The 23,535-nt window shown below is 63.3% G+C and carries 19 protein-coding genes and 1 pseudogene; 13 read left to right on the forward strand and 7 right to left on the reverse strand.

Going from position 1 to position 23,535, the window contains the following annotated elements; all coding sequences use genetic code 11:
- The 5 genes and pseudogenes from ACRESH_RS21330 to ACRESH_RS21350 form a co-directional block, all read left to right on the forward strand.
- Positions 1–126 (forward strand): annotated as a pseudogene (locus tag ACRESH_RS21330) (IS630 family transposase); the annotation flags it as partial.
- Positions 127–179: 53 nt separating this feature from the next.
- The gene (locus ACRESH_RS21335; protein ID WP_431743833.1) at positions 180–497 is read left to right on the forward strand and encodes a hypothetical protein; all 318 of its coding nucleotides are present in this window, start codon (positions 180–182) and stop codon (positions 495–497) included.
- Positions 494–757 (forward strand): PAAR domain-containing protein, encoded by a 264-nt coding sequence (locus ACRESH_RS21340; protein WP_431743834.1) that lies wholly within the window; start codon positions 494–496, stop codon positions 755–757. The genes ACRESH_RS21335 and ACRESH_RS21340 overlap by 4 nt, the downstream gene beginning before the upstream one ends.
- 3 nt (positions 758–760) lie before the next feature.
- Positions 761–2,014 carry a hypothetical protein gene (locus ACRESH_RS21345; RefSeq protein WP_431743835.1) on the forward strand — a complete coding sequence of 418 codons (1,254 nt, stop codon included), beginning with the start codon at positions 761–763 and terminating at the stop codon, positions 2,012–2,014.
- Positions 2,004–5,300, forward strand: a complete 3,297-nt coding sequence (locus ACRESH_RS21350) for an ImcF-related family protein (protein WP_431743836.1) — start codon at positions 2,004–2,006, stop codon at positions 5,298–5,300. The genes ACRESH_RS21345 and ACRESH_RS21350 overlap by 11 nt, the downstream gene beginning before the upstream one ends.
- A gap of 43 nt (positions 5,301–5,343) precedes the next feature.
- Here ACRESH_RS21350 and ACRESH_RS21355 read toward each other — a convergent pair whose 3' ends face one another.
- The gene (locus tag ACRESH_RS21355) at positions 5,344–5,826 is read right to left on the reverse strand and encodes an N-acetyltransferase family protein (protein ID WP_431743837.1); all 483 of its coding nucleotides are present in this window, start codon (positions 5,824–5,826) and stop codon (positions 5,344–5,346) included.
- 124 nt (positions 5,827–5,950) lie between these two features.
- Here ACRESH_RS21355 and tam point away from each other — a divergent pair, with 124 nt between their 5' ends.
- A complete protein-coding gene (tam, locus tag ACRESH_RS21360; RefSeq protein WP_431743838.1) occupies positions 5,951–6,715 on the forward strand; it encodes a trans-aconitate 2-methyltransferase in 765 nt (254 codons plus the stop codon).
- Positions 6,716–6,724: 9 nt separating this feature from the next.
- Here tam and ACRESH_RS21365 read toward each other — a convergent pair whose 3' ends face one another.
- Positions 6,725–7,102 (reverse strand): DUF2784 domain-containing protein, encoded by a 378-nt coding sequence (locus tag ACRESH_RS21365; protein WP_431743839.1) that lies wholly within the window; start codon positions 7,100–7,102, stop codon positions 6,725–6,727.
- A gap of 111 nt (positions 7,103–7,213) precedes the next feature.
- Here ACRESH_RS21365 and ACRESH_RS21370 point away from each other — a divergent pair, with 111 nt between their 5' ends.
- Positions 7,214–7,876: a LysE family translocator gene (locus tag ACRESH_RS21370; RefSeq protein WP_431743840.1), complete on the forward strand. Its 663-nt coding sequence runs from the start codon at positions 7,214–7,216 to the stop codon at positions 7,874–7,876.
- A gap of 54 nt (positions 7,877–7,930) precedes the next feature.
- On the opposite strand, the gene preA is transcribed toward ACRESH_RS21370, so the two are convergent.
- The 3 genes from preA to hydA are packed head-to-tail and all read right to left on the reverse strand — an operon-like array spanning position 7,931 to position 12,046.
- Positions 7,931–9,208 carry an NAD-dependent dihydropyrimidine dehydrogenase subunit PreA gene (gene preA, locus ACRESH_RS21375; RefSeq protein WP_431743860.1) on the reverse strand — a complete coding sequence of 426 codons (1,278 nt, stop codon included), beginning with the start codon at positions 9,206–9,208 and terminating at the stop codon, positions 7,931–7,933.
- Entirely contained in the window at positions 9,205–10,572 is a 1,368-nt protein-coding gene (locus ACRESH_RS21380; protein WP_431743841.1) for an NAD(P)-dependent oxidoreductase, read from the reverse strand. Before ACRESH_RS21380 ends, preA begins: the two co-directional genes overlap by 4 nt.
- Before the next feature lie 34 nt (positions 10,573–10,606).
- Positions 10,607–12,046: a dihydropyrimidinase gene (gene hydA / locus ACRESH_RS21385; RefSeq protein ID WP_431743842.1), complete on the reverse strand. Its 1,440-nt coding sequence runs from the start codon at positions 12,044–12,046 to the stop codon at positions 10,607–10,609.
- A 324-nt stretch (positions 12,047–12,370) separates the two neighbouring features.
- Between hydA and ACRESH_RS21390 the strand changes: the two genes are divergently transcribed.
- Both ACRESH_RS21390 and ACRESH_RS21395 read left to right on the forward strand, forming a co-directional pair.
- Positions 12,371–13,858 (forward strand): NCS1 family nucleobase:cation symporter-1, encoded by a 1,488-nt coding sequence (locus ACRESH_RS21390; protein WP_431743843.1) that lies wholly within the window; start codon positions 12,371–12,373, stop codon positions 13,856–13,858.
- Between the two features lie 45 nt (positions 13,859–13,903).
- Positions 13,904–15,187: a Zn-dependent hydrolase gene (locus ACRESH_RS21395; RefSeq protein ID WP_431743844.1), complete on the forward strand. Its 1,284-nt coding sequence runs from the start codon at positions 13,904–13,906 to the stop codon at positions 15,185–15,187.
- A 50-nt stretch (positions 15,188–15,237) separates the two neighbouring features.
- On the opposite strand, the gene ACRESH_RS21400 is transcribed toward ACRESH_RS21395, so the two are convergent.
- A complete protein-coding gene (locus ACRESH_RS21400) occupies positions 15,238–16,107 on the reverse strand; it encodes a LysR substrate-binding domain-containing protein (RefSeq protein ID WP_431743845.1) in 870 nt (289 codons plus the stop codon).
- 280 nt (positions 16,108–16,387) lie between these two features.
- Here ACRESH_RS21400 and ACRESH_RS21405 point away from each other — a divergent pair, with 280 nt between their 5' ends.
- From ACRESH_RS21405 to ACRESH_RS21415, 3 genes are all read left to right on the forward strand, one after another.
- Positions 16,388–17,704 (forward strand): MFS transporter, encoded by a 1,317-nt coding sequence (locus ACRESH_RS21405; protein ID WP_431743846.1) that lies wholly within the window; start codon positions 16,388–16,390, stop codon positions 17,702–17,704.
- A gap of 20 nt (positions 17,705–17,724) precedes the next feature.
- Entirely contained in the window at positions 17,725–19,116 is a 1,392-nt protein-coding gene (locus tag ACRESH_RS21410; protein WP_431743847.1) for an FAD-dependent oxidoreductase, read from the forward strand.
- 96 nt (positions 19,117–19,212) lie between these two features.
- Positions 19,213–19,920, forward strand: coding sequence for a YebC/PmpR family DNA-binding transcriptional regulator (locus ACRESH_RS21415; RefSeq protein ID WP_157193082.1), 708 nt, complete (start codon positions 19,213–19,215; stop codon positions 19,918–19,920).
- Positions 19,921–20,004: 84 nt separating this feature from the next.
- Here the strand turns inward: ACRESH_RS21415 and ACRESH_RS21420 are convergent, their stop codons facing one another.
- The gene (locus tag ACRESH_RS21420; RefSeq protein ID WP_431743848.1) at positions 20,005–21,297 is read right to left on the reverse strand and encodes a leucine-rich repeat-containing protein kinase family protein; all 1,293 of its coding nucleotides are present in this window, start codon (positions 21,295–21,297) and stop codon (positions 20,005–20,007) included.
- Between the two features lie 208 nt (positions 21,298–21,505).
- Between ACRESH_RS21420 and ACRESH_RS21425 the strand changes: the two genes are divergently transcribed.
- Positions 21,506–23,395, forward strand: a complete 1,890-nt coding sequence (locus tag ACRESH_RS21425) for a propionyl-CoA synthetase (protein ID WP_431743849.1) — start codon at positions 21,506–21,508, stop codon at positions 23,393–23,395.
- Positions 23,396–23,535 lie beyond the last annotated feature (140 nt).

Raw genomic sequence — 23,535 nt, forward strand, 5'->3', positions numbered from 1 at the left:
AACGCTCAGCCCTGCCGGTACGTCTGGAGCGCGAAAGGTGAAGACATTTTGCGCAAGATCCAGCGTGCCCGAGAGGTCATGGCGGGTACGCCCGTAGAGAATGTTTTATCTGAGACAGAACACTAGACCCCAATGTACGAATAGAAAGAAATGAGCACGCAAAACAGGTTGGGATCTATTTGCCAGATATCGATTTTGCGGCAACTCGTTTGCTTTATCCCGACAATTTTGAGGGCGGTATTAGAGCCTATCAAGGCGTCCGCCGTAGCGATTATGTCAATGAAAAAACAGGCAAGCGTGCATACAACTGGACGGAGTCCCAATGGACAGAAACCGGCTGGACGTTAATCCGCCGCGTAGAAGGCGAATGCATCGACGTACCGGAGCAAGGCTTCTTCCCCAAAGGAGAGCCCGAGGAGCTGTACACCTGGCCTGAGCGCGAAGCGCAGTTCATTCGTCGTGACGACGGCGATTTGCGCAAGGAGTTCAGCCAATGAGAGGCATTATCCGTATTGGCGACAGCACCACGGGGGGCGGCAAGGTGCTGGCCGGTTCCAGTGGCATGCGCTTTGGGGGGATCGGCGTGGCGCGCCAGGGGGATGCGGTGCTCTGTCCGGTACCCGGTCATGGCCGCACGGTCATTGCCGAGGGCCACTCGAGGTTCCGTGACAATGGCATCCCCGTCGCTTTTCATGGACATCGCTGCGCCTGTGGCTGTGCCTTGATTTCATCCTTGCCCTCCGCGACGGCGCGCTGACTCATGCCGGTGTTAATCGACAAGGCACCCGCGCCGAAGACCGCACCGCCGCCACCGCGGCTGTGGCGCTGGCTGTTGTTGCTACCGCTTCTGCTGTTGCTGGGCGTGGGTTTGACCCTGTGGTTGGGGCGTGACACCTGGGCCGATCAACCAACGCGGTTCTGGCTGGTGGCCTTGGCCGTGCCTTTGCTGAGCTGGTGCGCATTGGGCTTTTTCCGGGCGCTGGGGTACCTGGCGCAGGCGAGTATCGCCGAGGGCTGGAGCCGCCAGCGCGCTGTCGATCTGGCGCGCAAGCTGGGCCAGGGCCGGCGCTCGCAGCAGGTGCTTGCGCTGAGCATGTACACCGCATTGCGCGAGTCGGACGCTCAGGACGGTGCGGCGCAGCAGCTGGCCTTGCGCAGCGCGAGCAAGGCCCTGACGGTCCAGGCCGACTGGGGCCAGGCCAAAGAAGGCGTTCGCCACAGCCGCCTGGCCTGTGAACAGGGTGAAACACCCGAGACGTTACTGCTGCGCGTAACACGACAGGTATTGGCTGATATCGCGAAGGTCTTGACCGCGTTACCGCACGACAGGCCCCTGGCCTTACTGCTGGAGATGAACAGCAGCCTGCCTGAGCAGACCCTGAACGAACGCTGGCAGCAAGTGTGGAGCGAGTCGGGCATACGCCAGCCGGTCAGCCGGATTGACGGCGCGGGCCTGGCAGCCGTGGATCACTGGCTCGACCAGCGTATCCACGACCAGGCGCTGTTGCTGGTCGTCGCGCTGCAACTTGCACCCGCTGAAGTAGAAGGCACTGCCGAGACAGCAGTTGGTTTGCTGTTCGGTAACCGCTTGACCCAGACCCTTGTTGAGCCCTTGGCGTATTTGCACCGCCCCGAGCAAGCGCGCGCGGCCGGTACCGAGGCGCTGTGTGCTGCAACGCATCAGGCGCTTGACTGGGTACCGCTGTCAGGGGCGGCGATTTGCCACGCTTGGCAGGCCGGGACCGAGGCGCACACCACGTCGTCGATAGCCACCGTGGTGAGCGAGTGTGCGATGTCGTTGGAGGGCGCTCAAGGGCTGTACAACCTCGATGCCATGCTCGGCAATCCTGGTTGTGTGACGCCTTGGCTGGCGATTGCCGCCGCGGTGGCGTCTGTGCGCACTGACGCGGCGCCACAGGTCATTTTCACAGGAAAGGCAAACGACCCGCGGTTGTGGTGCTCGGTGGTGATGCCTGCCTCTTCGAACCAGGAACAACAAACTGATGCGCAGTGATCGTTGGATGGGATGGTGGCTGGTGGGGGTGCTGGTGCTGGCTGGTTTGGCGGTGGGGCTGTTGCTCTGGTGGCAGCCGCAGTTGCTGGGCGTTGGGACGGATAGCGAGGAGCGCCAGGTCTGGCTATTGGTAACGGTGGGTATGACGTTGCTGCTGGTGGTGCTGACTACAAGCTACTGGCTGATGGGGCGCAGCATTGGCGCAATGGCTTATCAGCAAGCGAGTCAGGGCGACGACGTTGCCGAGCGTTCCCCGGCAACAGCTGATTCCGAAGGGAATAAACCCGCTGCAGGGGCGGAACTGGTCAGATATTTGCGCGACCACTACGGCCTGTTCTGGCGCCGCAAGGTCCGGCTACTTCTGGTGGTCGGCGAACCCGAGCAGGTCGAAGCCATTGCCCCGGGCCTGACAGAAAAGCGCTGGCTGGAAGGTGAGCAGACCGTGCTGCTCTGGGGCGGCACGCTCAAGACCACGCCGGAGACTGCCCTGCAACCGTGGCGCGGCTTGACCCGCTGGCGTGGCCTGGACGCCGTGGTCTGGGCCTTGAGCAAAGAGCAGAGCGCCGATGCCAAGACCCTGAGCAGTGCCCTGCAGCACCTGCGTACGCTCGCCCGCACCCTGCGTTGGCAACTGCCCGTGCACCTGTGGCAGGTCTGCGACAGCGCCTGGTCCCAGCTCGACCGCCCGACGCAGGCGGTGGGCTGCCTGTTGTCCTCTGGCGGTACCCCTGAGCAGCTGGAAGCGCGTCTGACGGCGCTGCTGCCGTCGTTGTGCCAGGCGGGGCTCAAGCAGATTGAGGGCAAACGCGGCCATGATTTCCTGCTGCGTCTGGGCCGCGATCTGCATGCGGAGGGCATTGCCCGCTGGCGTCAGGCGCTCACCCCGGTGTTCAAGACGCGCGCCCGCGGCGTAACGCTGCGCGGCCTGTGGTTCAGCCTGCCGCTGTCACGCAGTACCCAGGCCGGCCTCGACAACCATTGGCCCGCCGATCCGGCCTGGCTCGGCGTGCTCGGCGACCCATCGGGATACCCCCGCCGTCTGGGCTGGCCGCCTGTGCGCATCGCCTATGCTGCTGCGTTGTGCCTGGCCGCGGTGTGGGGCGTCGGCATGCTGCTGTCGTTCGCCAGCAACCGCGTCCAGCTCGCCCAGGTGCAGGGCTCGCTGACTGCCCTGCAACAAGCGACTCCGGGCGCCGAGCAACGGCGGGCGCTGCATCAACTGGTGGACGAGCTGGCCCGCCTGGAATACCGCGCGGCCCACGGTGCGCCGTGGTACCAGCGTTTCGGCCTGGACCAGACCGAGGCCCTGCACGCGGCCCTGTGGCCGCACTATGTGCAGGCCAACCAGCAACTGCTGCGCGACCCGGCGGCCACCGCCCTGCAAGGCCAGCTCAAGGCCCTTATCCGCTTACCGGCAGACAGCCCCGAGCGGGCCACGCGGGCCACTGATGCCTATGCGCAACTGAAGGCCTACCTGATGCTGGCACGCCCGGAAAAAGCCGACCCGGCGTTTCTGCGGCAAACCCTCGGCAGCGTCGAACCGGAACTCTGGCAGTTCTATGCCGAGCACCTGGCGGCCCACCCGCAGTGGCGCATCGACGCCGACCCGGCGCTGGTCGCCCAGGCCCGCCAGGTGCTGCTCGGCCAGCTCGGCCAGCGCAATGCCGAAGCCAGCCTGTACCAGCAGGTGCTCGACAGCGCGGCCAACCATTACCCGGCGCTGGGCCTGCAGCAGCTGGTCGGCGAAACCGATGCCCTGGCGCTGTTCACCAGCACCGAGCGGGTGCCCGGAGTGTTCACCCGCCAGGCCTGGGAAGGCCAGGTGCGCAAGGCCATCGACGCGGTGGCCGAGGCGCGCCGCGAGGAAATCGACTGGGTGCTCAGCGACAACGCCAGCGACATCGCCACCGAGTTGAGCCCCGAGGCACTCAAGCAACAGCTGACCGCGCGTTACTTTCAGGACTACAGCAATGCCTGGCTGACGATGCTCAACAGCCTGCGCTGGCAGCCAGCCGCCAGCCTCAGCGATGTCATCGACCAGCTGACGCTGATGAGCGACATCCGCCAGTCGCCGCTGATCGCGCTGATGAACACCCTGGCCTATCAGGGCCAGGCGGGCAGCCGTGGCCTGGCCTTGAGCGAGTCGCTGCTCCAGTCGGCGCAGAACCTGTTGCAGCAGGACCAGGCCCCGGTGATCGACCAGCAGGCGCAGGGCCCCGAGAGCCCGCTCGACGCCAGCTTCGGGCCGCTACTGGGCTTGCTGGGCAAGGGCGCGCAAGCCACTGGCGACGACAACACCCTGAGCCTGACCGCGTTCCTCACCCGGGTGACGCGGGTCCGCCTGAAGCTGCAGCAGGTGAGTAACGCGGCGGATCCCCAGGCCATGACCCAGGCCCTGGCGCAGACGGTGTTTCAAGGCAAGAGCGAGGAACTCACCGAGACCCAGGCCTACGGCAACCTGATCGCCGCCAGCCTCGGCGCGGAGTGGGGCACGGTCGGTCAGACCCTGTTCGTGCAACCGCTGCAGCAAGCCTGGCAACGGGTCCTGCAACCCTCGGCGGCGGGCCTGAACAGCCAGTGGCAACGGGCGATCGTCACCCACTGGCAGCAGGCCTTCGACGGCCGCTATCCGTTTGCCCTGACCGGCAACGACGCCTCGTTGCCGATGCTGGGGCAGATGATCCGCGCCGACTCCGGGCGCATCGAGCAGTTCCTGCAGCAGCAACTGCAGGGCGTGCTGCGCAAGGAAGGCAACCGCTGGGTCGCTGATCCGCGCCATAGCCAGGGCTTGCGCCTCAACCCGCAGTTTCTCGCGGCGATCAACCAGCTCAGCGAGCTGGCCGACGTGCTCTACACCGACGGCGGCATGGGCCTGAGTTTTGAGCTGCAAGGCAAGCCGGTGCGCGACGTGGTGCAAACCACCTTCATCGTCAATGGCGAGCGGCATGAGTACTTCAACCAGCAAGAGTTCTGGCAGCGCTTCAGCTGGCCAGGCTTCAGCGATCGTCCGGGTGCGCGCTTGAGCTGGACCAGCGTCAGGACCGGCGAGCGCCTGTTCGGCGACTACCAGGGCACCTGGGGCTTGATCCGCTTGCTGGAGCAAGCCCGGGTCACGGTCCTGGACGACAGCGCCACGCGCTACCGGCTGGTGCTGGAGGCGCCGGACGGTCTGGGCCTGACCTGGCACCTGCGCACCGAACTGGGCGCCGGGCCGCTGGCGTTGCTCAAGCTGCGCAGTTTTCGTTTGCCGCAGCAGATCTTTATTGCCCCCGGAGCGGATACTTGAATGAGCGCGCCTCAGGCTGGTGGAAACGGAAGGCGCGAAGAGGTTAATCCCTGTTGGCAAATGCCCTCAGCCCATCACCTTCAAGGCGATAGCGCACCCACTCATCCTGCGGCTGGGCACCCAGCGAGCGGTAGAACTGAATCGCCGGCTCGTTCCAGTCCAGCACGCTCCACTCCAGGCGGCCACAACCGTTTTCGCAGGCCTCGATGGCGATGTGCCGGAGCAACTGTTTACCCGCGCCGCCGCCACGTTGTTCGGGGGTGATGTACAGGTCTTCGAGGTAGATGCCGTTGCGTCCCAGCCAGGTCGAGTAGCTGTAGAAGTATACCGCGTAGCCGATCGCCTGGCCGTCGCGCTCGCAGATCAGGCCCAGGGCCTTGGCGCCGTCATCGAACAGGGTGCGTTCGATATCGGCCACTGAGGCGATCACTTCGTGGCGGGCACGTTCGTAGTCGGCAAGTTCGGTGATGAAGGCAAGGATCTGGGCCGCGTCGTCACGTCGGGCGGGGCGGATGTGCAGGGTCATGGCAGGCTTCCGGCAGGTGGACTGATGGTGCTCATGTTAACGGCAAGCGCGCGGCAATAGGCGAATTGTGCCGGGCATTCTATGCTTGCTCCCGACTTTTTCACTGACGAACAAGGACTCAACAATGAGCTGGTCCGCGACGCAGTACAGCACCTTCGAAAGCGAGCGCACCCGACCGGTGCGCGACCTGGTGGCGGCATTGCCGCAGCAGAGCATCCGCACGGCCGTCGATCTGGGCTGCGGCCCGGGCAATTCGACCCAGGTATTGGCCGAGCGTTATCCGACGGCAGTGGTCAGTGGCATCGACAGCTCCGAGGACATGATCCTGGCCGCACACCAGCGTCTGCCAACTATCGACTTCAACCTGAGCGACATTGCCAGCTGGACGGCGCCCCAGGGGGTGGACGTGATCCTCGCCAACGCCTCTCTGCAATGGCTGCCCGATCATGCCGTGCTGTACCCGCACCTGGCCAGGCAACTGACCGAGGGCGGCAGCCTGGCGATTCAAACGCCGGACAATCTCGATGAACCAGCTCACCGCCGGGCCCGCGAGATCGCCAGCCAAGGCCCCTGGGCCGACAAGATCGGTGCAATCAAGCATCCGCCACGACATACCTCCGCCGAGTACTACGACATCCTCAGCCCCGATTGCCGCCAGGTCGAAGTGTGGCGTACCACCTATTACCATCCTTTGACGGGCGGGGCGCAGGCGGTAGTGGAATGGTTCAAGGGCTCAGCCCTGCGTCCGTACCTGGCGGCACTGGGCGCCGACGAGCAGCAGGATTTCCTCACGGATTACCTGCACGCCATGGAGAAAGACTACCCGCCAGCGGCTGATGGCAAAGTGCTGTTGCCATTCCCGCGGCTGTTCATTGTTGCCACGCGCTGAAGGCAGGTTTCAGTGGCCGGGCTGCCGGCGTGGCCACTGGCGGATTACCTGCAGGTAAACCACGGCATTGACCAGCACCACCACCGAGCCCAGTAACACCTGAATACCCGGTGTCAGCCCCGCCGGGTAGATGATCGGCAGAATGTAATGCTCGATGAAACCGCCCTGGTAACCGGCCTGGCCTGCGGCCTGACGCAAGTGGTTCTCCCAGTCGGTGAGCGGACAGAACAGGTGAAAGAACTCTACCGCAATACCCCAGCACAACGCTGGCAGGTGCCACCACAGGACCCCGCGCCATTTGAGCACCAGCAAGCCGCCGAATAGCACGAACAGAATGAACAGCAAGTGAAACAGCACCAGACCATCGGCGCCCAGGCGGTAAAGCATGGCAATGGCTTCCTCGGGGTAGAAATTCCTTGTACGCACCATGATAGAGGCAAACCGCCGAGGGCCGTCGCGGGCCGATAACAGGCATTGTCCTGACGACCTCGAACAGGCATGCTGGGGACTCTTCTGTCTGCGAAAACCGCCATGGACGCCTCCACACTATTGCTCTACATCATCGCCGCCGGTGCGGTGATGATCACCCCTGGTCCAGCCATGCTCCTGGCGCTCAATAACGGTGCCACTCACGGCATGCGCGTAGCCGGCTTCGGCATGGCCGGGGCGATGCTCTCCGACCTGCTGCTGATCGGCGCGGTGGGTTGTGGCCTGGGTGCCTTGTTGCAGGCCTCCGAGCAGCTATTCAGTCTGGTCAAATGGGTCGGGGCGGTGTACCTGCTGTACTTGGCCTGGGTGCTCTGGCGTGCACCGTGCAATGCCCTGGAGCGGGTGCCGATGAATGCCGGGAGCAGTGGCCGTTCAGCCTTTCTGCGCGCGCTGTTCGTCGGCCTGTCCAATCCCAAGGGCCTGCTGTTCTTCTCGGCTTTTCTGCCGCAGTTCATTCGCCCCGATCAGCCGGTGGCCGAGCAGTACCTGGTGCTGGCGATCACCAGCGCCGCCCTCGACGGGGTGATGATGGCGGTCTACGCCTATGGTGGCCGACATGCCATGCGCCGTTTTTCGGCACGCACCATGCAATGGATCAACCGCAGCTGCGCCGGGATGCTGGCAGCATTGGCCGTGGGCTTGAGCCTGTATCGACGCAGCGATATGCACTGAGTGAAAATGACGAGGGAGGATCACTGATCCTCCCTCGTCATTTGCGCCCGCGATTCAGGACGCTTCGCGGTAGGGGTTACGCGGATCATGCTGCCAGTCCAGGAACGGCTTGCCGGTGTCCTGTGGCACCATTTCGATGCAGTCCTGGACCGGGCAGGTGATCTGGCACAGGTTGCAGCCCACGCATTCGGCGTCGATCACCTCGTAGCGGTGACTGCCATCGGCCTGCTTGAGGTTGGCGATGGCCTGGTGCGAGGTGTCTTCGCAGGCAATATGGCAGCGTCCGCAGCCGATGCAGGCCTGTTGATCGATTTTGGCAATGACCTGGTAGTTGATGTCCAGGTACTTCCAGTCGGTGGTGTGGCCCACGGCGCGACCGCTGAAGTCCTCCAGGCTGCGGTAGCCCTGGCTGTCCATCCAGCGCGAGAGGCCGTCCTTCATGTCCTCGACGATGCGAAAGCCATGGAGCATGGCCGCAGTGCAGACCTGTACGGCGCCGCAGCCCAGGGCGATGAATTCGGCAGCGTCACGCCAGCTGCCAATGCCGCCGATGCCGCTGATCGGCAGGCCACGGGTGGCCGGGTCGCGGGCGATTTCGGCGACCATGTTCAGGGCAATGGGTTTGACCGCTGAACCGCAGTAGCCGCCGTGGGTGCTCATGTCGCCAACAATCGGCAAGGCGACCATGCGTTCGAGGTCGACGCTGGTGATTGAGTTGATGGTGTTGATCAGCGACACCGCGTCGGCGCCGCCACGATGGGCAGCGCGGGCGGACTGGCGGATGTCGGTGATGTTCGGCGTGAGTTTGACGATCACCGGCAGCGAGCAATGGGTCTTGCACCAGCGGGTGACCTGTTCGACATACTCCGGCACCTGGCCAACCGCCGCGCCCATGCCACGCTCCGGCATGCCGTGCGGGCAACCGAAGTTCAGTTCGATGCCATCGGCGCCCGTGGCTTCCACCAGCGGCAGGATAGCTTTCCACGATTCCTCGACGCAGGGCACCATCAACGACACGATCAGCGCCCGATCTGGCCAGTCCTTCTTCACCTGAGTGATTTCCCGCAGGTTGATGTCCAGCGAGCGGTCGGTGATCAGCTCGATGTTGTTGATGCCCATGACCTCGCGGTTGACCCCGTAGTGGGCCGAGTAGCGCGACGACACGTTGACCGCGGCCGGGTCTTCGCCAAGGGTTTTCCAGACCACACCGCCCCAGCCGGCCTGGAAGGCGCGGACCACGTTGTAGGCTTTGTCGGTAGGCGGCGCGGAGGCCAGCCAGAACGGATTTGGCGCCTTGATGCCGGCGAATTCGATCGACAGGTCAGCCATTATGCAGCCTCCACATTGAGCATCAGTTGCGCATGGATGGCCTCGGCGGCCAGCTTGCCGTGCTGCACGGCCTGGACGGTGAGGTCCTGGCCCAGGTGGGTACAGTCGCCCCCGGCGTACACGCCGGGTTGGCTGGTGCGCATGTGTTCATCGACGCGAATGCGCTCGCCGTCGCGGGCCAGGGTTTGCGCGCTGCTGTCACTCAGCGCCTGATCGTCGAAGGCCTGGCCGATGGCCTTGAATACGGCATCGGCGGCCAGTTCGAACGTTTCTCCGGTGGTCTGCAAGCGGCCCTCGAGCATCTGTGTGCGGGCAAAACGCATGCCTCGTACCCGCCCCTGATCGTCGAGCAGCACCTGTTCAGGCTGAGCCCAGGTCAGCAGGCGCACCTGGTTTTCTTTGGCGATGTGCTGTTCATGCTCGGTGGCGCCCATATCCTCGAAGCCGCGGCGGTACACCAGATTGACATCGCGAGCGCCGAGCCGGGTCATCTGCACGGCCATGTCGATGGCGGTATTGCCTGCACCGAGGACGATGCAGCGATCAGCCACGGGCAGGCTGGTCAGGTCTTCGGCCTGGCGCAGTTCGCGGATGTAGTCGGTGGCGGCCAGCATGCCCGGCGCGCTTTCGTCGGCCAGGCCCAGTTGGCGACTGGCGTTCAGGCCAAGGCCGAGGAACACCGCATCGAACTGTTGTCGCAGTTCGGCCAGGCTGAGGTTTTCGCCCAGGACCTGGCCGTGACGGATTTCGATACCGCCAATTTGCAGGACGAAGTCCACCTCGCGCTGGGCGAAGTCATCGACCACCTTGTACTTGGCAATCCCGTATTCGCTCAGGCCACCGGCCTTAGGCCGGGCTTCGAAGATCACCACGTCGTGGCCGTGCCAGGCCAGGCGGTGGGCACAGGACAGACCGGCTGGCCCGGCGCCGACCACGGCAATGCGCTTGCCGGTGCTGGCGGCGCGCTGGAAGGGGTGTTCTGTGAATTCGGCGTGGTCCAGGGCATAGCGTTGCAGCAAGCCGATCAGCACCGGGGCGCACTCCTGGTGATGGTTGCGCACGCAGGCCTGCTGGCAAAGGATTTCGGTTGGGCAGACCCGGGCGCAGCTGCCACCGAGGATGTTGGCCGAGAGGATTTTTTCTGCCGCGCCTTGGACGTTCTCCTGGTGGATGTTACGGATGAACGAGGGGATGTCGATGTCGCTGGGGCAGGCGTTGACGCACGGGGCGTCATAGCAGTACAGGCAACGGGATGCTTCCACGGCGGCCTGGCGGGCGTTCAGAGGCGGAGCCAGGTCGCTGAAGTGCTCGGCCAGGGTGGCATTGTCGGTGGACGGTCGGGGGAGGTGGTTGAGGGACTCGATCACGGTGGTTTCCTCATATTTCTTATTGTTGGTGCGTTCAGCGCTTGACCGCAGTCGGACGCTGATGCTCAGCGCGCTTGCTCAACAAATCGAACACCGCCGGATATGCCGGCCGCTCGATATAGCGTCCGGCACCACGCTCGGCACGCAAGTCGCCATTGGCCCAGACCAGCTTGCCCTGGCTGATGGTGTGGCTGGGGATGCCACGCACGGTCTTGCCTTCGAAGATGTTGAAGTCGACCTGTTGATGATGGGTCGCCGCGGAAATGGTCCGCGTGCCTTGCGGGTCCCAGAGCACCAGGTCGGCATCGGCACCCACGCGCAGGGCGCCTTTGCGCGGGAACAGGTTGAAGATCTTCGCCGTGTTGGTGGAGGTCAGGGCGACGAAGTCCTGCATCGACAACTTGCCGCTGTTCACCCCTTCGTCCCAGAGCACCGCCATGCGGTCTTCGATACCGGCGGTGCCGTTGGGGATGCGGCTGAAATCATCCCGGCCAGCAGCTTTCTGCTCGGCGCAGAAGCAGCAATGGTCGGTGGCAGTGGTGTGCAGGTTGCCCGATTGCAGGCCGTGCCACAGTGCCTCCTGGTGCCCGCGCGGGCGGAACGGTGGGCTCATCACGTAGCCAGCGGCAGTCTGCCAGTCAGGATGACGGTAGACGCTGTCGTCGAGCAGCAGGTGACCGGCGAGCACTTCACCATACACCGGCTGGCCCTTGCCCCGGGCGTAGGTGATTTCGTCCAGCGCTTCGCGGGTCGAGACATGCACCAGGTACAGCGGCGTACCCAGGGTTTCGGCGATGCGGATGGCGCGGCTGGCTGCTTCACCCTCAACCTGGGAGGGACGCGACAACGGATGCGCTTCGGGGCCGGTGATGCCCTGGGCGATCAGCTTGCGCTGCAGGTGGTAGACCAGCTCGCCATTTTCGGCATGCACCGTGGGCACCGCGCCCAGTTCCAGGCAGCGTTCGAAACTGGCGACCAGGGTGTCGTCGGCGGCCATGATCGCATTCTTGTAGGCCATGAAGTGCTTGAAGCTGTTGATGCCGTGCAGGCGTACCAGTTCGCCCATCTCCGCACGCACCTGCTCGCTCCACCAGGTGATGGCAACGTGAAAGCCGTAGTCGCAGGCGGATTTCTCAGCCCAGCCGCGCCACTGGTGAAAGGCTTCGAGCAAGGACTGCTGCGGGTTGGGAATGACAAAGTCGATGATCGAGGTGGTGCCACCGGCAAGGCCTGCGGCGGTGCCGCTGTAGAAATCCTCGCTGGCCACGGTGCCCATGAAGGGCAGTTGCATATGGGTGTGCGGGTCGATGCCGCCGGGCATCAGGTACTGGCCGCTACCGTCGAGAATCTCGCAGCCGTCGGGAAGGTCGAGGTCGGTGCCGATGGCCTTGATCACACCGTCGGCACAGAGCACGTCGGCACGATAACTTTCCTCATGGGTAATCAGGGTGGCGCCACGAATCATAAGCGTCATCAGATGCTCCTCGCAGGCTTGACCGGTTGATACCGGTTCTAGGCTTTGTACTTTTTGCAGCGTAGATCGGAACCTGTCATCGCTGTCAGGAATTGAATCTAGTAGGGCTTCGGGAATAGGGCAAATAATTAATTTATAAGCTTATATGTGATGTAACTATATGAAATAAAACATATTTATATCTTATTCGATGTTCTGATAAAACGACCAGTGGTCTTGTCGTTCTTGACAGGTTGTGGAAATGGTCAAGATTTCTCATGGGCAGCCGTGATTGCCCTCATGCCAGTGCAAGTACCTCCAAAACACAAAAACAGTGGAGTGGCCATGCAGCAGACCCGATCGCAAGTGCGTGAACGTGATGGCTTGTATGAACTCGACGCCGGCAGCGACGTCCTCGACAGCCCCCGGTACAACCACGACATCGCTCCGACCAAGGTGCAGGAGCGTACCTGGAACAAGTGGCACATCACCGCGCTGTGGGTCGGCATGTCGATCTGCGTGCCGACCTATACCCTGGGCGGGGTACTGACCGCCTATTTCGGCCTGACGGTGGGCGAAGCATTGCTGGCGATCCTGCTGGCCAACACCGTGGTGCTGATTCCACTGACGCTCAACGCCTTTCCCGGTACCAAGTACGGCATTCCCTTTCCGGTGTTGCTGCGCTCCTCGTTCGGCATCATCGGCTCCAACGTGCCGTGCTTGATCCGGGCCCTGGTGGCCTGTGGCTGGTTCGGCATCCAGACGATGTTCGGCGGCCTGGCCATTCACCTGTTCCTCGGTTCGCTGTCGGCGGACTGGAAGGCCCTGGGCGGCACCGGCGAGGTGATCGGCTTCATGCTGTTCTGGTGCCTGAACCTGTGGGTGGTGCTGCGCGGTGCCGAGTCGATCAAGTGGCTGGAAACCCTGTCGGCGCCGTTGCTGGTGCTGGTCGGTGCCGGGTTGCTAGTGTGGGCCTTGCCCAACGTCTCGATCAGCGAACTGATGGCGCAGCCGCCCAAGCGTCCGGAAGGGGCTAGCGTCTACGGCTACTTCTTTGCCGGGCTGACCGCCATGGTGGGTTTCTGGGCCACCCTGTCGTTGAACATCCCCGACTTCAGCCGCTATGCGAAAAGCCAGAAAGACCAGATCCTCGGGCAGATTTTCGGCCTGCCGCTGACCATGTTCCTGTTCGCTGCGCTGGGTGTGGTGCTGACCGCCGCCTCGGCGTCGCTGGTGGGGCAAACCGTGTCCGACCCGGTCAGCCTGATCGGGCATATCCAGAGCCCGGTGTGGGTGGCATTGGCCATGGCGCTGATCATCATCGCCACCTTGTCGACCAACACTGCGGCAAACATTGTTTCGCCCACCAACGACTTTCAGAACCTGGCACCCAAGTGGATCGGGCGGACCCTGGCGGTGCTGCTCACTGGCCTGGTCGGTTTGTTGCTGATGGCGCATGAGCTGTTGAAAAAGCTTGGGCTGATTGTCAGCGACATGAGCCTTGAAAGCGTTTACTCCAACTGGCTGCTGGGCTACTCCAGCCTGCTCGGGCCGATTGCCGGGATCATGGTGGTGGACTACTTCCTGATCCGCAAGCAGACCCTGGACCTGGCCGGCCTGTACCGCGATGACGTCTACCCGGCCTGGAACGCCGCCGGCTTCATTGCCTTCGGTGTGCCGGTAGCCTTGACCCTGCTGTCGCTGCAGAGCCAGGCCTTCAGCTGGTTCTACGACTTCGGCTGGTTCACCGGTTCCGCCCTGGGCGGGCTGATCTACTACGGGCTCGGCCAACTCAAGACTGCCCGTGCCGCCAACCTCAAACCCACCGTGTAGCGGCTATGGCCCGCAGAGGCCAGGCAGCAGATGCAGGAGAACAGCATGCAAACAGCACAGGACGTTCTGCAATCGACCCATCGGCATATCAACGGCGAGCGCTTGTGGCAGTCGCTGATGGACCTGGCCCGCCTCGGCGCTACAGTCAAAGGCGGGGTGTGCCGCCTGGCGCTGACCGACCTTGATCGTCAGGCCCGCGACCTGTTCGTCGAATGGACCGAGGCGGCGGGCTGCACCGTGACCATCGACGGCGTAGGCAACATTTTCGCCCGCCGTCCGGGGCGCAACCCGCAATTGCCGCCGGTGATGACCGGCAGCCATATCGACACCCAGCCCACCGGTGGCAAGTTCGATGGCTGTTTTGGCGTGTTGGCCGGGCTGGAAGTCATGCGCACCCTCAATGACCTGAAGATCGAAACCGAGGCGCCGCTGGAGGTGGTGGTCTGGACCAACGAAGAAGGCTCGCGCTTTGCCCCGTGCATGATGGGCTCGGGGGTGTTCGCCGAGAAGTTCACCCTGGAGCAGACCCTGGCCAAGACCGACGCCGAGGGCATCAGCGTCGGCCAGGCGCTTAACGCCATTGGCTATGCCGGACCGAGGGCAGTCAGTGGTCACCCAGTGGGTGCCTATTTCGAAGCGCATATCGAGCAGGGGCCGATCCTGGAAGACCAGCACAAGACCATCGGCGTGGTGCTCGGCGCCCTGGGCCAGAAGTGGTTCGACCTGACCTTGCGCGGTGTCGAGGCCCACGCCGGGCCGACGCCGATGCACTTGCGCAAGGACGCCCTGGTCGGCGCCAGCATGGTGGTGGCGGCGGTCAATCGTGTGGCCCTGGAGCACCAACCGCATGCCTGCGGCACTGTGGGTTGCCTGCAAGCGTATCCGGGTTCGCGCAATGTGATTCCGGGCGAGGTGCGCATGACCCTGGACTTCCGTCACCTGGAGCCGGCACGGCTGGATTCGATGATTGCCCAAGTGCGTGAGGTGATCAGCAGCGCCTGTCAGCAGCATGGGCTGAGCCATACCCTGACACCTACTGCAGACTTCCCGTCGCTGTATTTCGACAAGGGCTGTGTCGAGGCCGTGCGTAGTGCGGCTCTGGGCCTGGGGTTGTCACACATGGACATCGTCAGTGGCGCGGGGCATGACGCGATTTTCCTCGCTGAGCTGGGGCCGGCGGGGATGATTTTCGTGCCTTGTGAAGGGGGGATCAGCCACAACGAAATCGAGAATGCCGCGCCCGAGGATCTGGCTGATGGCTGTGCGGTGTTGTTGCGCGCGATGCTGGCGGCGGCACAGGCGGTAGCGCGGGGGAGGGAAGCGGCGTAGGGCTTGAGAGCCCCATCGCTGGCGTTGCCAGCGATGGCCGCGCCGCGAACTTAAAGACTGTCCTGGACCATCTGCAAAAACGTCGCCACCAAGCGCCGTGAACTCTGTTCGCGCAAGCACACCAGGGTTTCGGTCAAGCGCCGCTGACAATCAACGATCGGCAGTGCACACACGCGCGCATCGGCGCCAAACTCGGCTGCCGACACCACGCCCACGCCAATCCCCACCACCACCGCCTCGCGAGCCGCTTCCCGGCCTTCGACCTGGATGGCCGGACGAATGCGCAGACCCGCCCGCTGCATTTCTTCTTCCAGGGTCTGGCGGGTCACCGAGCCTGGTTCGCGCAGCACGATCGGCGTGTCATCCAGGTCGGCCAGGCTGATCGAACCGCGGCTGGCCCAAGGGTGGTTATGTGACACGAAGGCCACCATCGGATCGCTGCGCATCCGCACGCAGAGCAGGCGCTCATCATCCACGTCACGGCCGAGCAGGGCCAGGTCGGCCTGATAATTGAAGAGCCTTAGCAGCGACTCGTCGGTGTTACCCGTTTCGATCTTGACGCTGATGCCCGGGTACTGCTGGCAGAACTGGGCAATCTGCGGCAGGACATGCACCGGTGCATCCACCGCCAGCACCAGGGTGCCGGTCTGCAGGGCGCGTGAGTCCTGGAGCAGCTCATGGGCTTCGGCCTCGCAGACGAACAGGCGCTGAGTAATGGCCAGCAGGCGTTCGCCGAGGTCGGTCAACTGCACCGAGCGCTTGTTGCGGTGAAACAGCAACACGCCGAAGCGTTCCTCAAGTTTGCGCACCTGGTCGGAGATGGCCGGCTGGGTCAGGAACAACCGTTCGGCGGCGCGGGTAAAGCTGCCGTGCAGGGCAACGGCATGGAACGCTTTCAACTGGGCATGGGAAACCGACATCGCAGCACCTGTTACAAGCTGAGCTTATTTGTGAAATACGATAAATCGATTTTATTTATCAGTCAGTAATTGTTTTTATCTCTTCCAGCCCGCCATGTCACCTGCAGTGACCAACGGGTCATGGACCTGGCTGACAAGGGCTGACAACCCCCGCATGCTCCAGGTTCCATCTGACCAGGTGACGGCCCTGACCGGCCGCCACGCAGTGCGCAACACAACAACAAAACAGGCGTTTTTAAAAATTCTGCCGGCACACTCAAGCTCCGAGGTCAGAGTCACCATGAATAAGCACATTGCAGATATAAAGCGTTGGCGCGTGCAGATATTTGCCATCACCTGGATTGCCTACGCTGCGTTCTACTTCACCCGCAAAGCCTTCTCCGTGGCCAAGTTGGGGATTGGCGAAGACCCAAGCTTCCCCCTCGATAAAATGGCCATGGCCAACCTCGACGCCATCTACCTGGCGGCCTACGCGGTGGGGCAGTTCACCTGGGGCATGCTCGCCGACCGTTTCGGGCCACGGGTGGTGGTCCTCGGTGGCCTGGTGATTTCTGCGGCGGCGGCCTTGGTGATGGGCAGTTACGCCACCTTCCCGATCTTCGCTACCTGCATGCTGGTCCAGGGCCTGGCGCAGTCCACCGGTTGGGCCGGGTTGTGCAAGAACATCGGCAGTTTCTTTCCGTCGTCGCAACGCGGACGGGTGCTGGGGCTGTGGAGTTCATGCTATGCCTTCGGCGGCCTCGTAGCCTCGCCGTTTGCCGGCTGGTGGGCCTACACCCTGATCGGCAGCTGGCATGCGGCGTTCTTTTCCAGTGCTGCGGTGGTGGCGCTGGTGGCCGTGCTGTTTTTCTTTCTCCAGCGTAATAAACCCGAAGATGTCGGCTTGCCCGCAGTGGAGCCGGAGCCTGAAAGCATGGTGCCCGGCACCACGATCTGCCGCATCTGGGCGCCACTGCGCGAGATCCTGCGCAACCGTACCGTACTGACCCTGGGCTTGGCGTACTTTCTGCTCAAGCCGGCACGCTACGCGATTCTGCTGTGGGGGCCGGTGATGGTTTTTGAACAGATGCCCTCGGTGGGCAAAGTCGGTGCGGCGATCATCCCCACCGCCTTCGAACTGGCCGGCCTGCTCGGTCCGATCATGATCGGCCTGGCCTCGGACAAACTCTTTGGCGCCCGGCGCATGCCGGCCTGCGTGATCAGCCTGGTGGTGCTCACGGTGGTGCTGGCGCTGTTTATGGGCGCTATGCAAAGTGGCAGCGTGGTGCTGGTGGTGGCCTTGCTGTTCGTCATGGGCCTGACCTTATATGGGCCGGACTCAATGATCAGCGGCGCGGCGGCCATCGATTTCGGCACCGCCAAGGCCGGTGCCACGGCGGCCGGCTTCGTCAATGGCTGTGGTTCGGTGGGCGCGATCCTGGGCGGGCTGCTGCCGGGCTACTTTGACGGTGTCACGGTGTTCATCGTGTTTGCCGGCTGCGCCTTGTTCTCGGCACTGGTGCTGGTACCGCACTGGAATAGTCGGCCGGCAACAGCCGAGCATACGTCGGCCGTTGCACCGAACACCGTCATGGCCATCAAACCGCTACGTACCTGAAACCTTTGAGGAACCCGACCATGAGACCCTTCTGGCTGCAACAGGCGCTGGATCAGGAAGATCAACCCGCATGCCCACGGCTGGCCGCTGATACCCACTGCGATGTGTGCATCGTCGGCGGTGGCTACACGGGCCTGTGGACCGCACTGATGCTCAAGGAGCAGAACCCGGCGCTGGATGTCGTGTTGATCGAAGCCGATATCTGCGGTGCCGGGGCCAGTGGACGCAATGGCGGTTGTGCGTTGTCGTGGTCGGCCAAGTATTTCACCCTCGAGCGCCTGTTCGGAATGCAGGAGGCGGTGCGCCTGGTCAAGGCTTCGGAACAGAGCATCTATGCCATCGGTGATTTTTGCCAGGCGCATGGCATCGACGCTGACTATCGCCTGGACGGTACCTTGTACACCGCCACCAACCGCGCCCAGATGGGCGCCACCGATGGCGTGATTGCCGCGCTGGAACGTCAGGGCATCAACTCGTTCCAGCGCTTGCCGGTGGAGCAGGTGCAGCGCCTGGCCGGCTCGGCCAGGCACCTGGAGGGCTGGTTTTCACCGGCTGCGGCCACGGTGCAACCGGGCAAGCTGGTGCGCGGTCTGCGCCGGATTGCCCTGCAAAAGGGTGTGCGTATCCATGAAGGCACGGCCATGACCAATTTGCAGGAAGGGCCTCAGGCGGTAGTGGAAACCGCCACTGCCAGTATTCGCGCTGATCGTGTGGTGCTGGGCCTCAATGCCTGGATGGCGCGGGCCTTCCCGCAATTCGAGCGCAGCGTGGCGATTGTCTCCAGCGACATGATCATTACCGAGCCGCAGCCGGAGCTGCTGCGCCAGACCGGCTTGACCAGCGGCATCAGCGTGCTGGATTCACGAATCTTCGTGCACTACTACCACAACACCAGCGATGGCCGGCTGATGCTCGGCAAGGGCGGCAACACCTTTGCCTACGGTGGCCGGATGCTGCCGGTGTTCGACCAGCTGTCGCCCTACGAGGCGCTGTTGCGCCGTAGCCTGGGCGAGTTCTTCCCAACCTTGGCCCAGGTGCCGGTGGCGGCGACCTGGAACGGCCCTTCCGACCGCTCGGTTACCGGCTTGCCGTTCTTCGGTCGTCAGGGTGCCGAGGGCAATGTGTTCTACGGTTTCGGCTATTCAGGCAGCGGCGTTGGCCCTTGTCATATGGGCGGGCAGATCCTTTCGTCGCTGGCCCTGGGGCTGGACAACGAATGGACCCGCTCACCGCTGGTCAATGGCCCGCTGGGTTATTTCCCGCCTGAACCGATCCGCTACCTGGGCTCGCTGATGGTACGCAATGCCATTCGTCGCAAGGAGCAGGCTGAAGACCACGGTCATCGCCCGCGCCGCCTGGACGTGCGCCTGGCCCGCTTTGCCGCGGCAGCCGGTAAAGCCGACAAGGTCTGAGCAGTTTTTTTGTCGATTGCCACAACGAGGATGTATAAACTGCACCCACTTTGCCGGTCGCTACCTGAACCGGCACCTGAAACAAAGAGAGTCGAGATGGGCGCACAGTGGAAAGCCAAGCATAGAGAAACAGCAGCCAATGCCAAGGGCAAGATCATGGGCAAGCTGTCCAAAGAGATCCAGATCGCCGCGAAGGCTGGCGCTGACCCGGACATGAACCCACGCCTGCGTCTGGCGGTCGAGCAGGCCAAAAAGGCCTCGATGACCCGTGAGACCTTGGAGCGGGCGATCCGCAAGGGTGCTGGGCTTGATGGCGATGCGGTGAACTACAATGCGGTGACCTACGAAGGTTTTGCCCCGCACCAGGTGCCACTGATCGTCGAGTGCCTGACTGACAACGTCAACCGTACCGTGGCGCAAATTCGCGTGCTGTTCCGCAAAGGCCAGCTGGGTGCTTCCGGCTCGGTGGCCTGGGACTTCAACCACGTTGGCCTGATTGAAGCCACCCCGAGTTCGGCCGACGCCGACCCGGAAATGGCCGCCATCGAAGCCGGCGCCCAGGATTTCGCCGAAGGCGAAGAAGAGGGCTCGACCCTGTTCATCACCGACACCACCGACCTGGACGCGGTGCAGAAGGCCCTGCCTGCTCAAGGTTTCACCGTTGTTTCAGCGAAGATCGGTTACACCCCGAAGAACCCGGTCAGCGGCTTGAGCGATGAGCAGATGGCCGAAGTCGAAGCCTTCCTGACTGCTATCGATGACAACGATGACGTGCAGAATGTCTATGTAGGTCTGGCTGGCTGATGTAAAGCTTCAAGGCCTCATCGCGGGGCAAGCCCGCCCACCTGGTGGATGTATGACCGGTGGGAGCGGGCTTGCCCCTACGAATCAGACGCCGCGAATGTGCTGACTGATCGCTGCAAACCCGGGCCGCTGCATGACTTCAGGCCGGATGCACAACCGCTGCACCACGCGCAATTCTTCGCAATCCTCCTCGCAGCATCCAAGCAATTCCCCCAGCAACACCCCAAACGCCAACACTTCGATCCGTTGCAAGGCTGCCGCTGCAGTGCTGCCATCCTGCGGATAAAACGATGCCGCACCAAAATCTCCCAGCAGGCAGTCGCCCTCTTCATCACACAGAATGTTGTGCGCATACAGGTCGCCGTGAGTAATGCCATGCCCGTGCAAGTGGGCAGCCACCGAGGCAATGGCATTTGCCAGTCGTCTGACCGATGACAGGCTCAGGCGCCGTTCAGCTGGGTAAGTGTCGCGGGTACAAGAGGCCAGGCTCGGTGGCCCGGCCAGGTTGAACCAGCTCGGGTCGATCAGTTGCATCACCAGCGCAGGCAGTTGCTCGGGATGATTGTCGATACGCCCGGCCAGACGCACCAGTTGCCGATGATCGCCAGCAGCGATGCAGGCGGCCATCTCGTTCAGGGGTGAGCCATCGCTGGTCATCTGCCCTTTGTACAATTTGACCGCCACTGGTTCATCCTGCTCCCGCCAGCGGGCCTGATGGATCACGCCGGAGGCACCCTGGCCCAGCACTTGAGCCAGGCGTACATGCTGCCAATCGATGCGTGGGCAATGCCCGGGATCCTCAGGCGCGCAGAAGGGCGCCGGCAGCGGGTTGCCGGCATACGCCAGCCAGGCCAGGCGCGGCATCTGCAGCAACCAGTCCGGCAAAGCCTGCAGCCGGTTGGCGGCAATGCGCATCAGTTCAAGTTTCTGGCAGCGCGCGAGGCTGGCGGGCAGCGACTGTAAGCGGTTCCCGGCCAGCATGATCTTTTGCAGGTCTGCGCAGTCGCCCAGCGCCTCGGGCAACGCCGTGAGGCAGTTGTCCGTCAATATCAGTGCGCGCAGACGCTTGGGCAAGGCTTTGGGGCTGAGCTGTTCGATGCGGTTGTTCTTGAAGCCCACGACCTCCAGCACAGGGCACTGGCCGACACCTTCAGGCACGTGGGTGAAGCGGTTGTCTGAGCAGAACAGCACCTTGAGCCGGTGCAGGCGCCCCAGGTCATCAGGCAGTGCGCTCAGGCGGTTGCCGCTCAAGTCGAGGACTTCCAGGCTGTCGGCCAGGTCGAAGATTTCCCGTGGGAATTGTTCAAGCTCGTCGCTCAGATTGAGCCGGGTAATGCCTGCCAGTCGGCCCATCTTGAGGTCGGTGAGGGTGTGCATGAGGAGAACGCGGGTCCTATAAAAACGGTCGCCATGATAGCGGAATCAGTGCACAGCAGGTGACTTGAGTGCCAGCCAATCATCCGTAGGGACTGGGCATGCATTTGTGCACATCCGATGAGACTTAAGTCATATGGCAGCCTCGTCACGTGCGTCCATACTCGACACTCGCCCTTTTAAATAACAACAAGTTCAGGGTTCAGTATCGATGACTTATCAGCACAGTTACGCCCATTCCATCGCCGATCCTGCCGCGTTCTGGGCCGAACAGGCCGATGACCTGGCCTGGTATCGCAAGCCCCTGCAAACCCTCAGCGGAAATCCCGATGGCACCCACCAGTGGTTTACCGACGGGCGCCTGAACAGTTGCTACCTGGCCCTGGATCATCAGATCGAACAAGGGCGCGGCGAGCAGACCGCGCTGATCTATGACTCGCCGGTGACCGGCAGCCAGCAATCGTTCACTTATGTGCAGTTGCGCGACGAAGTGGCGAGCCTGGCCGGATTGTTGCGCGAACTTGGCGTGCAGAAGGGCGACGGCGTGATCATCTACATGCCCATGGTGCCCCAGGCGGCCATGGCCATGCTCGCCTGCGCTCGTATCGGTGCAGTGCATTCGGTGGTGTTCGGCGGTTTTGCCGCCAACGAGCTGGCTCTGCGGATCGACGATGCGCGCCCGACCTTGCTGCTTACGGCTTCGTGCGGGCTGGAGTTCGACCGGGTGATCGAATACAAGCCGCTGGTTGATCGTGCCTTGCAGATGGCCCGCCATCAGCCGCGTCAGGTGCTGGTGCTGCAACGACCGCAAGCCCAGGCGACGCTGGTCGAGGGCCGCGACCTGGATTGGCACAGTGCTGCGACCACGGCCAGCCCAGTGCCACCGGTGGAACTGGCAGCTGCCGACCCCCTGTACATCATGTACACCTCCGGCACCACCGGCAAACCCAAGGGCATCGTTCGCGAAAACGGCGGCAATGCCGTGGCCTTGGGCTTTGCCATGCGCCACATCTACGGCATGCAGGCCGGTGATGTATGGTGGGGGATTTCCGACGTCGGCTGGGTGGTCGGCCATTCACTGATCGTCTACGGCCCGCTGATGAACGGCTGCACCACGGTGTTCTACGAGGGCAAGCCGATCCGCACGCCGGACGCTGGCGCCTACTGGCGGGTGGTCGAGCAGTACCGGGTCAACGGCCTGTTCTGTGCACCCACCGCCATGCGTGCAATCCGCAAGGAAGACCCTGACGGCGAGTTGTTGCGCCGCTATGACCTGAGTTCCCTGCGCCAGTTGTTCCTGGCCGGCGAGAAGCTCGATTCCAGCACCCATCAGTGGCTGGAGTCGACCAGCGCCAAGACAGTCCACGACCACTGGTGGCAAACCGAAACCGGCTGGCCGGTCACCGCGCCCTGCGTGGGCCTGGACGGCAGCGCGGCGCGGCCGGGGTCAAGCAACCGCGCGGTACCGGGTTACCATGTGCGCGTGCTGGACGACGATGGCCAACTGCTCGGCGCCAACCAGCAGGGCGCCATCGTCATTGCCCTGCCACTGCCGCCTGGTTGTAGTCAGACGCTCTGGGGCGACCACCAGCGCTATCTGGATGCTTACCTCACGACCTACCCGGGCTACTACCACACAGGCGACGGCGGCTACCTCGACGACGATGGTTTTGTCTACATCATGGGGCGCACCGACGACGTCATCAACGTCTCCGGGCATCGCTTGTCCACCGGTGAAATGGAAGACCTGGTCGCCCGGCATCCGGCCGTGGCCGAGTGCGCGGTGATTGGTGTGCACGACGAGATCAAGGGCCAGGTGCCCTTGGCCCTGGTGGTGCTCAAGGACGTTCAGGGCATCAGCGAGGCGGCCTTGCAGAGCGAACTGGTGGCTAGCGTGCGCGAGCGGATCGGTGCTCTGGCTTGCTTCAATCAGGTGCGGGTGGTCAAGCGCCTGCCCAAGACCCGTTCGGGCAAGATCTTGCGTGCAGTGCTGCGCAAGATCGCCGACCAGCAAGCCTACACGCCGCCCTCTACCCTGGACGATCCGGCGGTATTGGGGGAAATCGAAGCGGTGCTGGCCAGCTTCGCCCGCGTCGGTTGAGCGCTGGGAGCGGCGCTGCGACGACTTGCCCCGCCAGCTGGCAGCTTTTTTCTAGATTGATGTGCAGTTCTGAGAAGGGTGGGCGCTGGCTTGCCCGGTGATGAGGCCCTCGGATTTGTGCGCATATGCCCATCTGATCC

Origin of the sequence: Pseudomonas sp. (assembly GCF_050739775.1) — a bacterium.
Classification (GTDB): domain Bacteria; phylum Pseudomonadota; class Gammaproteobacteria; order Pseudomonadales; family Pseudomonadaceae; genus Aquipseudomonas.

Coding starts and splice junctions, on each gene's coding strand:
- ACRESH_RS21425 (WP_431743849.1), top strand. CDS start 21,506: ATGACTTATCAGCACAGTTACGCCCATTCCATCGCCGATCCTGCCGCG.
- ACRESH_RS21390 (WP_431743843.1), top strand. CDS start 12,371: ATGCAGCAGACCCGATCGCAAGTGCGTGAACGTGATGGCTTGTATGAA.
- ACRESH_RS21370 (WP_431743840.1), top strand. CDS start 7,214: ATGCTGGGGACTCTTCTGTCTGCGAAAACCGCCATGGACGCCTCCACA.
- ACRESH_RS21365 (WP_431743839.1), bottom strand. CDS start 7,102: ATGCTTTACCGCCTGGGCGCCGATGGTCTGGTGCTGTTTCACTTGCTG.
- ACRESH_RS21400 (WP_431743845.1), bottom strand. CDS start 16,107: ATGTCGGTTTCCCATGCCCAGTTGAAAGCGTTCCATGCCGTTGCCCTG.
- ACRESH_RS21395 (WP_431743844.1), top strand. CDS start 13,904: ATGCAAACAGCACAGGACGTTCTGCAATCGACCCATCGGCATATCAAC.
- ACRESH_RS21345 (WP_431743835.1), top strand. CDS start 761: ATGCCGGTGTTAATCGACAAGGCACCCGCGCCGAAGACCGCACCGCCG.
- hydA (WP_431743842.1), bottom strand. CDS start 12,046: ATGACGCTTATGATTCGTGGCGCCACCCTGATTACCCATGAGGAAAGT.
- ACRESH_RS21350 (WP_431743836.1), top strand. CDS start 2,004: ATGCGCAGTGATCGTTGGATGGGATGGTGGCTGGTGGGGGTGCTGGTG.
- ACRESH_RS21405 (WP_431743846.1), top strand. CDS start 16,388: ATGAATAAGCACATTGCAGATATAAAGCGTTGGCGCGTGCAGATATTT.
- ACRESH_RS21420 (WP_431743848.1), bottom strand. CDS start 21,297: ATGCACACCCTCACCGACCTCAAGATGGGCCGACTGGCAGGCATTACC.
- ACRESH_RS21355 (WP_431743837.1), bottom strand. CDS start 5,826: ATGACCCTGCACATCCGCCCCGCCCGACGTGACGACGCGGCCCAGATC.
- ACRESH_RS21410 (WP_431743847.1), top strand. CDS start 17,725: ATGAGACCCTTCTGGCTGCAACAGGCGCTGGATCAGGAAGATCAACCC.
- tam (WP_431743838.1), top strand. CDS start 5,951: ATGAGCTGGTCCGCGACGCAGTACAGCACCTTCGAAAGCGAGCGCACC.
- ACRESH_RS21415 (WP_157193082.1), top strand. CDS start 19,213: ATGGGCGCACAGTGGAAAGCCAAGCATAGAGAAACAGCAGCCAATGCC.
- ACRESH_RS21340 (WP_431743834.1), top strand. CDS start 494: ATGAGAGGCATTATCCGTATTGGCGACAGCACCACGGGGGGCGGCAAG.